This is a genomic window from Leptotrichia wadei (assembly GCF_007990445.1).
GTDB lineage: Bacteria > Fusobacteriota > Fusobacteriia > Fusobacteriales > Leptotrichiaceae > Leptotrichia > Leptotrichia wadei_A.
Genome location: NZ_AP019841.1, coordinates 541616 through 556404 on the forward strand (window position 1 = coordinate 541616; position 14789 = coordinate 556404).

Below are 14789 nucleotides of genomic sequence, written 5' to 3' on the forward strand. Positions count from 1 at the left end.
TATTATTCATTATTGTGTAACTCTTCTATAAACTATTTTACTTAAAAATCACTTTTTTAATAAACTATATCATCTGTTGCCCTTGCTCCCGCTTTTTCCATAATTTCTATCATTTCAATAGCATTCTCATCATTTTTATTCCAAAAATCTTTACTATAAAAACGCTTCCATACACCATTTATTGTATCATAAAGAATCATATAAATCATAAATTCATCCTTATTTTCAGGACTGTAAATATACATTCTGTATTTATAATATTCTGGAGAATTACTATATTCTAACTCTGTCAAATTTTTCCAGGGATATAATTTAATTACATCCTTTTCAAATTCATCCAAATAATTAGCAATTTCAATATAGGTAAGCCCCTTTTTGCTTCCTTTGTTATAAATTAACCCTACTTCCATAAAACTATCATTATTTTTATCCTCTGTTTCATATACCATTTTATTTTTTTCTACATCACAATAAATTTTATCTGTTAATTTTGTATTTTTAACCAGTTCTACCATTTTGCTTGCAGATTCTGTATTCCCTGTATACCAATTGCAATTAACTGAAAATCCTATTGTTTCTATCATTAAAAATACTAAAAATAAAAATTTTTTCATAAATTTGTCCCCTCCCTTTTTTTATTTAAAACTAATCATAGCTGTAGCCCTTCCAGCGTTTTTTCCTTCCCTTCTATAAGAATGAAATTTTTCATCAAATGTACTTTCATCTGCTACAATCAAATTTTCCTGTTTTATCCCAAGTTTGAGTGCCATAAGTTCATTAAATTTTGTATTGTCAAAATGATACTTTCCTGTTTTTTCATTAAGCCAGAATGATTTTTCTACAATTTCCTTATCATTTTTCCAAAATTTTTCCACAAACTTATCATGAAATTCATTTCCAACTTCGTAGTCCTTCTGACCAATTCCAATTCCTAACGCCATTATCACATTTTCAACTTTTGTTCCATAATTTTTTCCCATTTCCAGAAGTCCAGATTTCATCATTTCTTTAAACGTTCCAGGCCATCCCGAATGCCAGACCCCAATAACTTGATTTTCCTTATCATAAACAAAAATTGGCAGACAATCTGCATAAAATGTAAAAATCGCAATATCCTTCCTTTTTGTCAAAAATCCGTCAATATTATCTTGCTTTTCATAATAATACTTTTCTGTATTTTCATCAATAATTTTTACATTGTTAGAATGAGTCTGAAAAGCCATAACTTCCTGTTTATTTGACAAATCTAATTCCTTTAATAATTTTTTCCGATTTTTTTTCTGTATTCCTTCTTCCTGATTTTCAATTGGACAATAATCAGACATATTTCCAGCAATTTTTTTGGTATAAACTGCTGTTATTCCATATTTTTCAAATTCTTCAATATAAAAGTAATTTTTCTTCTCGATAAACATTTTTTCTCCCGTTTAAATTATAATTTTCAATTTGTTTAACCATTTATTTTTTTCTATTTCCAAAATAATCTGTCAATTCCAAAAACAGCTGATTTCCATTAAAGTCATCAGAAATAATTTTTCTTGCTTTTTCCAAATATTCCTGAAGTAGCCTTTTACTTTCATCCAATCCAAAAATGCTAGGATAAGTAGTTTTTTCATTTTCCACATCATTCGATTTTTTACCAATTTCCTCAAAATCCCCTTCAATATCTAAAATATCATCCTTAATCTGAAATGCAATTCCCAACAACTTTGAATATTCCACCATTTTTTCACGCTTTTCACTTTCAACATCCAAAGCAATCATCGGCAATTCAATCGCAGCAGTCAGTAATTTCCCAGTCTTATGAGCGTGAATATATTTTAATGTGTCAATTTCCACTTTCTTATTTTCAGACTCCATATCCACAAACTGCCCGCCGACCATTCCAAAAAATCCTGCATATTCAGATAATCTTGAAATAATCTCAATTTTATTTTTATCCCCTAAACTTTTAGAATTAGCAATTATTCCAAAGGCTTCCGTCAAAAGAGCATCTCCCACAAGAACCCCGATTGCTTCATTGTATTTTTTATGAACTGTAAATTTACCACGTCTGTAATCATCATTGTCCATCGCTGGCAAATCATCGTGAACAAGTGAATAGCAATGAATAAACTCGAGTGCAGCGGCAATTTCCTTAATTTTATCATAACTTTTACAATTATTTTTTTCAAACAAATCACAAATCATATACATCAAAATAGGACGTATTCGCTTTCCTCCGTTCATAACCGCATATTCCATTGCCTCTGCCAATTTTTCAGGATATTTACCCCTATAATTCCCAAGTAATTCCCTCAGGCTATTCTCCACAACCTTCTTTTTCTCTTCCAAATATTCCCGTAACATTTTATCCCCCGTCACTCAAATTTTTATTTTAAATAAAATTTATTTAAAAACTGAACTCAAAAATTTTAAATATTCTGCTTCTATACCTTCAAAAATCTATCTTTAATTTTTATTCAAACTCTTCCATTTCCACTTTTCCATTTTTTTCAAGCACCTTCATAACTTTCCCTTCCCCAGCTTCAAGCAATTTTTCAGAATCTTTAATAAGCTTAATCGCCTTTTCATATTCAGAAATTGAATCATCTAGCGACAATTCCTCACTTTCCAATTTTTCCAAAATTTCATCAATTTGTGTAATATTTTCTTCATAACTTTGTTTTTTTACTGCCATTTTTATTTCTCCTTATTTTTTATTTTTTCAATCTTCAAACCTATAAAAACTAACCACCTTCTTATTGTAATCCCTCTCATCGTATTTCACAAAATTACCAATGTTATCCGCCATTTTCTCATACGTGCTGTGTTCTGAAATTATAATTCCATCTCGTTCCAAAAGATTTTCTTCTGAAATTTTTTCAATCGTTTTTGTTGAAATATTTTCCTTGTAAGGCGGATCTAAAAAGATTATATCAAATGCTTCACTTTTTCTTGCCAAAATTTCTATCGCTCGAAAAACATCATTTTTATAAGCACGGCATTTTTCTTCCACGCCAAGATGATTCACATTTTCAATAATTACTCTAAGTGCCTCCTTATCCTCTTCAATCATAATCGCCCTTTTTGCCCCACGGCTAAGTGCTTCAAATGAAACATTCCCAGTTCCTGAATACAAGTCCAGAAACTTTGCATCCACAACTTTTTCTCCAATTATGCTGAAAATTGCCTCCTTTATCCTTTCCAGTGTTGGCCTGGTTTCTCTCCCCTCCCTCGACTTTATTCTCCTATTTTTCAACGTTCCTGCTATAATTCTCATTTTTCCCTCATTTCAATTTTTGTGATTCTCTCTATATTTGAATTAATCTGTGTATATTTTACTACATTTCAGGCAAAATTACCAATATTTACCCTACTTAAATTTTATTAAAATTTTTCCATCCAAGTTTACTCCACCCTCAAGCAATTCATAATGCTCTTTTGCACTATTTTTACTAATATTCTTAAATTCATAGTCTTTAAAATTTATACTGTCAATTTTTAAATCTGATTTATTATAAACATTTACATACAATATTTCCGCCTTATTTTTATTAAAAAAATTGTCAACTAGCTCAAAACTGTACACAAAATCCTTATTTCTTGAAAATTTTGTATTTACCAAATCATAATAAACAGCGATTTTCCCTTCTTCCATCGACGGAATAACCTTTGAAATGGCAAACCATTCACGCTGGATACTATCTGTAACTTGACTTTCATAAATATTTTCATCAAATTTTATAACTGCCCTCAAATTTTGTGCCTTTTTATAATCTGTCAAAAACTTTATATTTTTTACAAATTTTCCCCGATTATTCGTATTTTTATTGCTAAAATCCTCTTTTAAGCTCTTCTCAATATTCGTATCCAGCCAAAACATAAACGTCGATTTCACATTATAATTCCCAATATTCTCAAATGTATAAACACTTTCAACCTTTATTGTTTTATTTTTCTCAATCGTAATATTCAAATCTTCCCTTTTTATAATTAGCGGCTCCTGTCTTACAATTTTTAAATTCCCAATTGCCAAAAATTCTGATTTTGCAGAAAATGTTACAATGTTTATTGTAAAAAATATCATCATTATGAATGTTACTTTAAAAGATTTTTTTAATTTTTTATTATTTAAAAAAAACATATCTCAACTCCTTTAATTTTTTTATCATTTCAACTTTATCCTCTCAACCCCCACTAATTTCCCAATTTTTCTAATAAACTTGAGCGACAGATTCACATTATACTTTTTAGACAATCTCACAACTTCCTTTTTTCCATTCGTTTTAAATGCCAAAAATACTTGATTATCGCCTTTATTTTTTAAAATAATCTCTTTCAATTTTTGATTTGTTTCTTTCACTTCTTCGTCAATTAAAATGTATAATTTTAGATTTTTATTTTCTTCCAGATTTTCAATGTTGCAAATGTTGTTTAAAATAACTGTATTTCTATTTTGCTCGGTATTTACAATTCCTTCCAGTACCATAATCTGCCCTTCCGTGATTTTATAGCCAAAAGTTATGTATTCTCTTGGAAAACAGATTACTTCAATACTTTTTTGAAAATCTTCCATTTCAAATTTTACCATTGGCTCTTTTCCAGCTCGTGTTGTAAATTTTTTTACGTTTTTTACTATTCCGATAATTCGTACTTTTTTTAGCTCTTTTTGGGAAATTTCTGATATTTTATTGTGGAAAATTATATTTATCAGATTTTTTTTCTCATTTAAAGGATGGCTTGAAACGTAGATTCCCAAATATTCCTTTTCATTTTGAAGCAAGACTTTTTGAGGAAACTCATCGCTTTTTTCCATCTGGAAGTCAACTGATATTTCCTTTTTCCCTCCGAATAAAATTAATTGTAAATCTTCTTCAGATTCGTATTTTTTCTGACTGTATTCTAGAACTTTGTCAATGGACTTGTATTTTTCAAACCTGTTTCCATCAAGTCCATCCAATGCTCCCGACAAAATTAGTGATTCCAGCTGTTTTTTTGTAATTCCATTTTGCTTCATCCGATATCCAAAATCTTTGTAGGAAACAAACTTTCCATTTTTTCGTTCTTTTTTTATTTCATTAATTAAAGCTGCTCCCACGCCCTTTATCGCAAAAAGTCCAAATCTTATTCCAGTCTTTCCAAAATTTTCTTTATCCGCCTGATTTTCTTCAATTTCAAAATCATAATCAGACAAATTCACATCTGGCAAAAATATATTAATCCCTTTTTCCTTCGCTTCGTTCACAAAAATAACAAATCTATCCAGATTATGCACTTCGGTTGTCATTATCGCAGCAAAAAATTCTAATGGATAATTTGCCTTAAAATATGCTGTCCAGTAAACGATCAAGGCGTAAGCCGCCGAATGTGACTTGTTAAATCCATATCCACCAAATTTTTCCACTAAATCATAAATTTCGTTTGCTTTTTTCGATAAAACTCCGTTTTTTTGAGCATTCGTTACAAATTTTTCACGATTTTTCTTCATTAGTTCAGGATTTTTCTTTCCAATCGCACGCCGTAGCTCATCAGCTTCCCCAAGTGAATAATTTGCCATTTTACTCACAATTTTCATAACCTGCTCCTGATACAAAATTATTCCGTAAGTTTCCTCAAGTATGTATTTTAGCGAATCATCAATATATTTTATCTCAGTCCTGTTATTTTTCACATTTATAAAATCATCCACCATTCCACTTCGCAAAGGCCCTGGACGATACAGTGCAAGTAATGCGATTATGTCCTCAAATTTTTCAATTTTCATTTTTTTCATAAGGCTTCTGATTCCAGCTGACTCACATTGAAAAACTCCCATTGTATCAGCCTTTGTAAGCAATTCATACGTTTTTTCATCATTTAGAGGAATATCATTTAATACAATTTTTGTTTTTCTTCTTTTCTCAATATTTTCCACAGTTTTTCGCAAAATTGTGAGATTTTTCAAGCCAAGAAAATCCATTTTTAAAATTCCCAGCTCTTCCAGTTCCTTCATCTGATACTGCGTCGAAACAATCTTCGTTTTTCCATCAGAATAAGTCGGAATCTCATCGCTTAGCACATCTTTGGAAATAACGACTCCAGCCGCATGGACAGAGGCATGCCGCACTTTTCCTTCCAATTTGAGCGAATAGTCAATCACTTTTTTTATTTCCTCATCAGTTTCATACATTTTTTTAAATTCAGGAATATTATTCAAAGCCTCTTTAAGTTCTGTATTAAAGGGTATCATTTTAGCAATTTTGTCAACCTTTGCAAGTGAAACGTTTAACACACGCCCAACATCACGAATAGCAAGCCTAGCCTTCAACGTTCCAAAAGTAATTATATGTGCCACATATTCTGTCCCGTATTTATTTACAACATAATCTATGACAATTTCCCGCTGTTCCTGGTCAAAATCTATATCAATATCAGGCATTGAAATACGCTCTGGATTCAAAAACCGTTCAAAAATCAGATTATATTTAAGCGGATCGATTTCTGTAATATTTAAGGCATAGGAAACAATGCTCCCAGCCGCAGAACCCCGTCCAGGCCCCACATAAATTCCATTTTCCCGTGAAAATTTTATAAAATCCCAGACAATGATAAAATACCCGTTATATCCCATTTTATCAATAATTTCCAATTCATATTCTGCCCGCTCCAAAACATTCTCTAAATTATTTTTTAACAGTTCTTCCCGAATTTTTATTTCTTTTAATTTCTGCCCAGCAATTTCATCTTTAACAAATTCTTTTTTTATTACTTCAAATTCTTTATCTAATCGCAATTTCTCAGCGTTTGAAATAGATTTCTTCAAATACTTCTGAAAAATCCCCTCAAATACAAGGTTTCGTAAAAACTCCCTTTCACTCACATTTTCAGGCAATGAATATTTTGGAAACTTAAAATGATGAAATTCAAAATCAACATTGCAGTTTTCCACAATTTTTTCAATATTTCCTATCCCAGTTTCATAAAACTCGCTATATTCTTTATTTTCAAATTTTTTTTTTATTTCATCCCCAGACTTTAAATACAGATCATCATACAAAATTTCATTATTTTCCGATTTCCCCCCTTCAATTTTACTTCCTTCCTTTATTGATTCCACAATTTTCTGCAAAACAGCATCCTCTTTATTCGGATAATAAATATCGTTAGTAATGACAAAATTTTCAGATTGATTTTTACGTACAATGTCAAATAACATTCTCCTAGCCTTTTCCAGCCTTCCCGCAGCAGGCACTTCAATAAAAAAATTATCCCCAAAATCTTTGCTCAATTTTTCAATAACTTTTCTAACCTGAGTGTTTTCCAAATCCAAAATTCCCTTTACAGCTTCACTATTTACTCCACCTGACAAAATATACAAGTCATCCGAATATTTTTTCAATTCATCATACTTAATTTTATTCCGCTTCCGTGTAAATCTGCTATATGAAAGCGAAGACAGCTTAGACAAATTCTTATATCCATTCTGGTTTTTAGCAAGCAAAGTCAGCGAATATTCTCCAACTTTCTCCAGTCCATCTAGAAAAATCTCAAGTCCAATAATCGGCTTTATCCCGGCATTTTTACATTTCTTAAAAAATTCAATTGCCCCAAACATCGAAGTATCCGTAATCGCAAAAGCGTTAATCCCAAGTTCGCCAGCTCTTTTGACATATTCATCAATTTTTCCAACGCCTTCAAGCAATGAATACTCCGTATGCAATTTTAAATGTACAAATTTATTTCCCATAATTTCTACCTAATTTCTTTTTTAACTTATTAAAAAAATATTTCCATTTTTAAACCTTCCGTTTTAATATATCAAAGTCCCTTTATCACTTCATAAATTCCATCTTCATCATTTGACAAAGTAATTCTGTCATCTGAAAATTTCTCTTTCAATTCTTCTTCTGCATTTCCCATAAGATACCCATATTTCACAAATTTCAGCATTTCCAGGTCATTCCACTGATCTCCAAATGCCATTGTTTCTTCTGGAGAAATCCCATATTTTTTCAGCAGTTCCTTTATTGCCAGCCCTTTATTTACTTCCTTGTTCAAACATTCTAAATAATGCGGCTTTGAAAATACAAAATTAAGATGTGGCAATTTTTCTTCCAATTCCTTTTTTAATTCTAGTAAAATCGAATTTTCTGCGATAAATAATGCCTTTGTAGAAGATTTGCCGATGAATTCATCAAAATTTCTCACATAATATGGAATTTCTACACTTTCTGAATATTTTTCCCCTTCTTCAGTTTCATGTTCAATATACAGCTTGTCATCCATATATAAATTCAGATGTATTCCCTTTTCTCTTGAAACTTTGATAAGCTCCCCCACATCCTGTGCCTCAACAGGCTTTTCAAAAATAACCTCACTATTCAAGGGATTTACAACCCTTCCCCCATTATAATTAATTACTGGATTTTTAATTCCCAGCATTTCCACAAAAGGCTTTGATGAAGAAAATGTTCTCCCAGTTGCAACAAATGTTTTCACTCCCTTCCCTTCCAGTTCCCTCAGTTTCTTAATCAAATTTTTTGAAACTTTATGCCCGCTTGTCAGCACAGTTCCATCTAAGTCCATAAATATTGCTTTTATATTATCCATTTTAACTTCCTTTCTTTAAACTATTTCCGCTAAATTTTCTACAAAATAATCTATTTCCTCAATAGTCGTATCCTTTCCAATACTAATTCTAAACGAACCTTTCAACTCCTCATCAGTAAGTCCCATAGCCTTCAAAACATGCGAACTTTCCAACGACCCTGACATGCATGCAGATCCGCCGCTTACGCAAATTCCCCTCAAATCAAGCGCTACCAGAAGCATTTGAATATCTGTTCCTTCTATGTAGACATTTGTTGTAGTTTTTATTCTATTTGCTTTTTCTCCATTTATTTTTATTTTTTTTCCAAGTTTCCCAATTTCACTTTTTAATTTTGTTTCTAAATAATTTTGTAATTTTTCTTCTTTTTCTTCTATTTCCTTCAAATTTTCATATACTTCTTCAAGTGCAACTCCAAGTCCCAAAATTCCATGAACATTTTCCGTTCCAGCCCTTCGGTTTCTTTCCTGTGAACCGCCCCAGATTTCCTTTTCAATCGAATACTTTTTATCAACAAACACAAATCCTGTCCCCTTAGGCCCGTAAAATTTATGTGCAGTTCCTGTCAAAGCCCCTATTTTCAAATCTTTTGGCAAAATTTTTATTTTTCCCATTGCTTGAACCGCATCCGTATGAAAAAATATATTTTTTTCCGCTAAAATCTCTCCTATTTCCTTAATCGGCTGAATAACCCCAGTTTCATTATTTACAAACATTATCGAAACAATAGCCGTATCTTCCCTTAATTCTTGCTTTAATTCTTCAATATTGACAACTCCATTTTCATCAGTTCCAATATAAGAAACTTCATATCCTTCCTTTTCCAGCTGTTCAAAGTCCTTTAAAATTGTCGAATGTTCTATTTTAGAAGTTACAATATGCTTCCCCTTATCTTCATTTGCCTTCAAAAATCCACGAATAGCAAGATTGTTCCCTTCAGCCCCGCCAGAAGTAAACACAATCTCAGTCGTTTCCACTTCCAAATTTTGAGAAACTATATGTCTTGCTTTTTCCACAGCTGACTTTGCACGTTGCCCCAAAGCATGTACAGATGATGGATTTCCATAATTTTCACTAAATGATTTTGTCATTTCATTTATAACTTTATCAGACATTTTAGTAGTCGCCGCATTATCTAAATATACTATTTTCATTGTTAAATTTTTTCTCCTTTTTATTTTTTTATGATTTATAAAAGTTTGCAATTGTAATTATAATTTTAAAATATATTTTAATTTTCTAATTATTTACTTGCCTTACCAAAAAATACGTTTTTTTCTAAAAATTGGAAATTTCGTATCTACATATTCATTAACATAATATTTAGCCTCAGCATAACTTCCCATTATATTTAAAAAATCCAAAGAATCCTTAAAAATTCCTATTTTTTCATTTTCCACTTTAAGTGCAACAATATAAGGAAATATTTGATTGAAGTAATTAAGTTTTTCTTCTTCTGTTTCAAATTCATTCATTTTATTTTTTTCAGCAGTTTTAAAATACATTTTTAGTCCTTCAATGTACTCCAGCTTTCGCTTACCTGAAAACGTGTATTTCCCTATAACTTTCCTATAAATAAAAAACATTGCTCCTAAAATTAATAAAATTAATCCATAAAATATATCTGTATACAATATAATACCAATAATTCCACCTACAGTTACCGTGATATACAAAAATTTTAATATTCTCCCTGACATTCCAAATACATATTTTAGCCATATAAATATAAAAGTCGTAATAATAATTGAATTTGCTATATTTATATGCATTAGCTCTGATAATGTAAAAGCTATGGAAATTGCAGTTCCTAAAATAAATGGAATAAAATATAGATAATTATTTTTATAAATCATTCTATTATATTTCTTTTCAAAAAAATGTATAATACGATTTTTATATCCGATAATTTCAAGTTTATTTTCAAATAGATTATTTTCAGAAAGAATATCCAGCAAATTATTTTCTTCCTCAAATAAAGTTTCGCTTCGCAGTTTCAGATTATCCTTATTTTTCTGGTTCAAAACATATATTTTATTTCCTTCATTATTTTTATCATCTAAAAAAATATAATTTTTCAATAATAACGATAACAGTCCTATTTTCAATATTTCTTTTGAATCTCTCTCTCCATTGATATATGCAACAAACATTGACGAAATATTTTCTGGTTCAGAAAATTCAGGAATAATAGTTTTCCTTTTTGGATCTTTTCCAAAAAAATACCACGTTGAAACAGAATATATACCAATAAGTATAACTAAAATAATTTCAATTATAATAATAATAATCATAGTAAATCCTTTATTGTAAACATTAAAATTTAATTTCTGGAGTTTTTTCTGCTTTATCTGTTATTTCGAGAAATTTTGACTTTTTAAACCCCAAAATTTTTCCAATAAAATTATTTGGAAAAGTTTCTACAAAAGTATTTCTATCTCTAGCTGTTCCATTATAGTACCTTCTCGATCTTTGGATTTCAGTTTCTATTTGCATCAATTGAGTCTGCAATTTCAAAAAATTTTCATTAGCCTTTAAATCTGGATAATTTTCCTGTAATATCATTATTGATTTTAATGTTTTTTCTGTCTCATTCTCAATTTTTTTTATTTTTTCAATATTGTCAATATTTTTTTTATCAATTATTTCCATTTGGCTTCTAAGTTTAATAACATTTTCTAATGTTTCCTTTTCATGTAATGCATACCCTTTTACAACATTAATAAGACCAGGTATCAGATCCAGCCTTTTCTGTAAGCAAATACCTATCTCATGAAAACCTTCCTCATTCAAATTTTTCAGTTTAACATACCTGTTATAGATTACCGCTGCTATTATTGCTAATACTATCAAACTGCCTATGGCAATTAATAAAATATTCATAATTAATCTCCTGCTCTTTTATTTTTAGTTATTAAATTATATCATTTAAAAAAAAATCTTTCAATATGTCAGAATATTAATATTATTTCTAAAAAATTTCTGTTTTGAATAAATTTATATTATTTTTTTAGATAGTGAATTTATTATAGATTTTTATTTCATATCCAGGAAAAAAATTTGCTATTATTGGATAAATAGAGTATTGACTTATTTCTTGATAAGATTTAGTATTATGATTTACTAAAAAAAATATTGAAATTTAACATTTATTAATTTATTTTATAAAATTTTTTTAAAATACTTGAAAATGCAAAAAAATGTGGTACACTTAAAATATAAGGCTATTCACTTTTTAGTTTTTAGAAAATTTTAGAAATTATAAAATTATTAAAAAACTTTTTATGTGAATGCAAAAATATATTTTGTAGAAGGAGGTTTAAAATGGTAGGAATTATCGTTGCAAGTCACGGTGAATTTGCTGCTGGTATAAAACAGTCGGCTTCAATGATTCTGGGTGAAGCTGAGTTGCTTGAATCAGTTGTTTTTATGCCAAGTGAAGGTCCAGATGACTTATATAAAAAAATTCAAGATGCCATTGCAAAACTAGGAACAGAAGAAGTTCTATTTTTAGTTGATTTATGGGGAGGAAGTCCATTTAATCAATCTAACCGTTTTTTTGAAGAGGATCCTGAAAAGAGAGCTATTGTTGCAGGGCTTAATTTGCCAATGCTTTTAGCCGCTTTGTCAGAAAGAGAAGATATGGAAACAGCTCATGAAGTGGCAGAAGCAATTGTTCCAGAAGGAAAAGATCAAGTTAGGGTACGTCCTGAAGATCTTCAGCCAAAAGAAGAAGCTCCAAAAGCTGCAGCGCAAGATGATATGCCAAAAGGTGCAATTCCACCAGGAACAGTTATCGGAGATGGGAAAATCAAATTCGTACTGGCACGTATTGACACACGTTTGCTGCACGGGCAAGTTGCAACAAGCTGGACAAAGGCAACAAATCCAAACAGAATAATTGTTGTTTCAGATACGGTTTCAAAGGATGAATTACGTAAAAAATTAATTGAACAGGCGGCGCCTCCAGGTGTACGTGCGCACGTTATTCCGCTTGATAAATTGGTGGAAGTTTCAAAAGATTCAAGATTTGGAAATACAAAAGCGTTATTGCTGTTTGAAAATCCTCAAGATGCACTTTATGTAATTGAAAGAGGTGTTGACATTAAAGAACTGAATGTAGGATCAATGGCTCACTCTGTTGGAAAAGTTATGGTTAATAATGTACTTTCAATGGATCAGAATGATGTTGATACCTATAAGAAACTTAGAGATCTAGGTGTAAAATTTGATGTTAGAAAAGTTGCCGCAGATAAACGGGCAGACTTGTTCAAATTAATTTCAGAAAAAGCAAATGAAGGATTAAAACTTTAATTTTAGGAGGATGTTATGGATTTTAATATTTTAGCAATTATTTTAATATTAATTATCGCATTTTTGGCAGGAATGGAAGGTATCCTTGACCAATTCCAATTCCATCAGCCAATTATTGCATGTTCATTAGTTGGTCTTGCGACAGGACACATGAAAGAATGTATTATGTTAGGTGGAGCATTGCAGTTAATGGCTCTAGGTTGGGCAAATGTAGGGGCAGCAGTTGCTCCAGATGCCGCACTTGCTTCAGTAGCTTCAGCAATTATTTTTGTTAAAGCAGGAAAATTTGATGCTGCAGGTCAGAATGTGGCAATTGGTACAGCGATTGCGCTTGCCACAGCAGGATTAGTTTTGACTATGGTTGTTCGTACTTTATCAGTAGTTATTGTTCACCAAGCAGATAGAGAAGCTGAAAAAGGTAATTTTAAAGGTGTAGAATTATGGCACATGGTTGCACTTGCATGTCAAGGTTTACGTATTGCTATCCCTGCCTTATTGTTGTTATTTATACCTTCTCACGTTATTCAGCAAGCTCTTAATTCATTGCCAAAATGGTTTACTGATGGAATGACTATTGGTGGTGGATTTGTAGTAGCAGTAGGTTATGCAATGGTTATCAACCTTATGGCAAATAAAGAAGTATGGCCTTTCTTCTTCTTAGGATTTGCAATTGCGCCATTAAATGAACTTACACTAATTGCTACAGGAATTATAGGTGTCTGTGCAGCTATCATTTACTTAAATGTTACAAGTAATGGTGGCGGTGGTAACAATGGTGGAGGAGATGGAGGTTCATCAGCTTCAGGAGATCCACTAGGCGACATCTTAAATGACTATTAATCTAAGGAGGAATAAGAAATGGCAGAAAATAAAATAAAACTATCAAAAGCTGACCGTCGTAGCGTAATGCTTCGTTCTCAATTTTTACAAGGTTCTTGGAATTATGAACGTATGCAGAATGGTGGTTGGGCTTATTCATTAATCCCAGCATTGAAAAAATTATATCCAAATAAAGATGACGCAGCAGCAGCTTTAAAAAGACACTTGGAATTTTTTAATACTCACCCATATATTGCAGCACCGATTTTAGGAGTAACTCTTGCCTTGGAAGAAGAAAGAGCTAATGGAGCTTCAATTGATGATGCAGCTATTCAAGGGGTAAAAGTTGGAATGATGGGACCACTTGCAGGAATAGGAGATCCAGTATTCTGGTTCACAGTACGTCCAATTTTAGGAGCAATTGCAGCTTCACTTGCAACAAGCGGTTCAGTTATCGCACCATTATTCTTTTTCATTATATGGAATGTAATTCGTATTTCTTTCTTATGGTATACTCAAGAATTTGGTTACCAAAAAGGTTCAGAAATTACAAAGGATTTATCAGGTGGATTGCTTCAAACTATAACTAAAGGTGCGTCTATCTTAGGTATGTTTATTATGGGTATCTTAGTTCAACGTTGGATTACAATTAAATTCCCAAGAGTTATATCACGAGTTCCACTAGCTGACGGAGCCTATATAAAATTTCCAAATGGTTCAGTAACTGGTCCTCAATTACAAAAGATTCTTGCAGATTTTGGAAATAAATTATCGCTTTCAGATACACAAATAACAACTTTGCAGGATAACCTAGATAAATTAGTGCCAGGATTAGCAGCATTATTATTGACTTTCCTATGTATGTGGCTACTTAAGAAAAAAGTCAGTCCAATCTTAATTATCTTTGGATTATTCCTAGTTGGAATTGTAGGACATGTAGTTGGAATATTCTAATAAAGATTATTAAAAATTTGATTTTATTAAGTGTGTTAGAACACTCGTTGTTTTAGCCATGAGATGAATAACACCAACATTGAAAATGTTGCTTTAAAATTTACAATATTACTAATTTTAGAGTATAATATAT

General features: G+C 31.0%; 14 protein-coding genes. 3 read left to right on the forward strand and 11 right to left on the reverse strand.

What is annotated here, in order from left to right; translation table 11 throughout:
• Positions 1-56: 56 nt before the first annotated feature.
• The 11 genes from FVE74_RS02700 to FVE74_RS02750 all read right to left on the reverse strand — a co-directional run bounded on the left by FVE74_RS02700 (position 57) and on the right by FVE74_RS02750 (position 11452).
• The gene (locus FVE74_RS02700; RefSeq protein ID WP_147003112.1) at positions 57-614 is read right to left on the reverse strand and encodes a hypothetical protein; all 558 of its coding nucleotides are present in this window, start codon (positions 612-614) and stop codon (positions 57-59) included.
• Positions 615-635: 21 nt separating this feature from the next.
• Positions 636-1415, reverse strand: a complete 780-nt coding sequence (locus FVE74_RS02705) for a polyphenol oxidase family protein (RefSeq protein ID WP_147003113.1) — start codon at positions 1413-1415, stop codon at positions 636-638.
• Positions 1416-1458: 43 nt separating this feature from the next.
• Positions 1459-2349, reverse strand: a complete 891-nt coding sequence (locus FVE74_RS02710) for a polyprenyl synthetase family protein (protein ID WP_147003114.1) — start codon at positions 2347-2349, stop codon at positions 1459-1461.
• Positions 2350-2458: 109 nt separating this feature from the next.
• Positions 2459-2680, reverse strand: a complete 222-nt coding sequence (gene xseB / locus FVE74_RS02715; RefSeq protein WP_060918438.1) for an exodeoxyribonuclease VII small subunit — start codon at positions 2678-2680, stop codon at positions 2459-2461.
• A gap of 27 nt (positions 2681-2707) precedes the next feature.
• Positions 2708-3262 carry a 16S rRNA (guanine(966)-N(2))-methyltransferase RsmD gene (gene rsmD / locus FVE74_RS02720; RefSeq protein WP_147003115.1) on the reverse strand — a complete coding sequence of 185 codons (555 nt, stop codon included), beginning with the start codon at positions 3260-3262 and terminating at the stop codon, positions 2708-2710.
• A gap of 93 nt (positions 3263-3355) precedes the next feature.
• Positions 3356-4126, reverse strand: a complete 771-nt coding sequence (locus FVE74_RS02725; RefSeq protein WP_147003116.1) for a hypothetical protein — start codon at positions 4124-4126, stop codon at positions 3356-3358.
• Positions 4127-4150: 24 nt separating this feature from the next.
• Positions 4151-7708: a DNA polymerase III subunit alpha gene (dnaE, locus tag FVE74_RS02730; RefSeq protein WP_147003117.1), complete on the reverse strand. Its 3558-nt coding sequence runs from the start codon at positions 7706-7708 to the stop codon at positions 4151-4153.
• A gap of 71 nt (positions 7709-7779) precedes the next feature.
• A complete protein-coding gene (locus tag FVE74_RS02735; protein ID WP_147003118.1) occupies positions 7780-8571 on the reverse strand; it encodes a Cof-type HAD-IIB family hydrolase in 792 nt (263 codons plus the stop codon).
• Positions 8572-8586: 15 nt separating this feature from the next.
• Positions 8587-9723 carry a cysteine desulfurase family protein gene (locus FVE74_RS02740; RefSeq protein ID WP_147003119.1) on the reverse strand — a complete coding sequence of 379 codons (1137 nt, stop codon included), beginning with the start codon at positions 9721-9723 and terminating at the stop codon, positions 8587-8589.
• 102 nt (positions 9724-9825) lie between these two features.
• Entirely contained in the window at positions 9826-10863 is a 1038-nt protein-coding gene (locus FVE74_RS02745; protein WP_147003120.1) for a DUF2207 family protein, read from the reverse strand.
• A gap of 22 nt (positions 10864-10885) precedes the next feature.
• Complete coding sequence (locus FVE74_RS02750) at positions 10886-11452, reverse strand: LemA family protein (RefSeq protein ID WP_147003121.1); 567 nt, start codon at positions 11450-11452, stop codon at positions 10886-10888.
• Between the two features lie 441 nt (positions 11453-11893).
• On the opposite strand from FVE74_RS02750, the gene FVE74_RS02755 reads away from it, so the two are divergent.
• The 3 genes from FVE74_RS02755 to FVE74_RS02765 are packed head-to-tail and all read left to right on the forward strand — an operon-like array spanning position 11894 to position 14656.
• Positions 11894-12883 carry a PTS sugar transporter subunit IIB gene (locus FVE74_RS02755; RefSeq protein ID WP_147003122.1) on the forward strand — a complete coding sequence of 330 codons (990 nt, stop codon included), beginning with the start codon at positions 11894-11896 and terminating at the stop codon, positions 12881-12883.
• Between the two features lie 15 nt (positions 12884-12898).
• Positions 12899-13723, forward strand: a complete 825-nt coding sequence (locus FVE74_RS02760) for a PTS mannose/fructose/sorbose transporter subunit IIC (RefSeq protein WP_147003123.1) — start codon at positions 12899-12901, stop codon at positions 13721-13723.
• Positions 13724-13741: 18 nt separating this feature from the next.
• Entirely contained in the window at positions 13742-14656 is a 915-nt protein-coding gene (locus FVE74_RS02765) for a PTS system mannose/fructose/sorbose family transporter subunit IID (protein ID WP_147003124.1), read from the forward strand.
• The last annotated feature ends 133 nt before the right edge of the window (positions 14657-14789 follow it).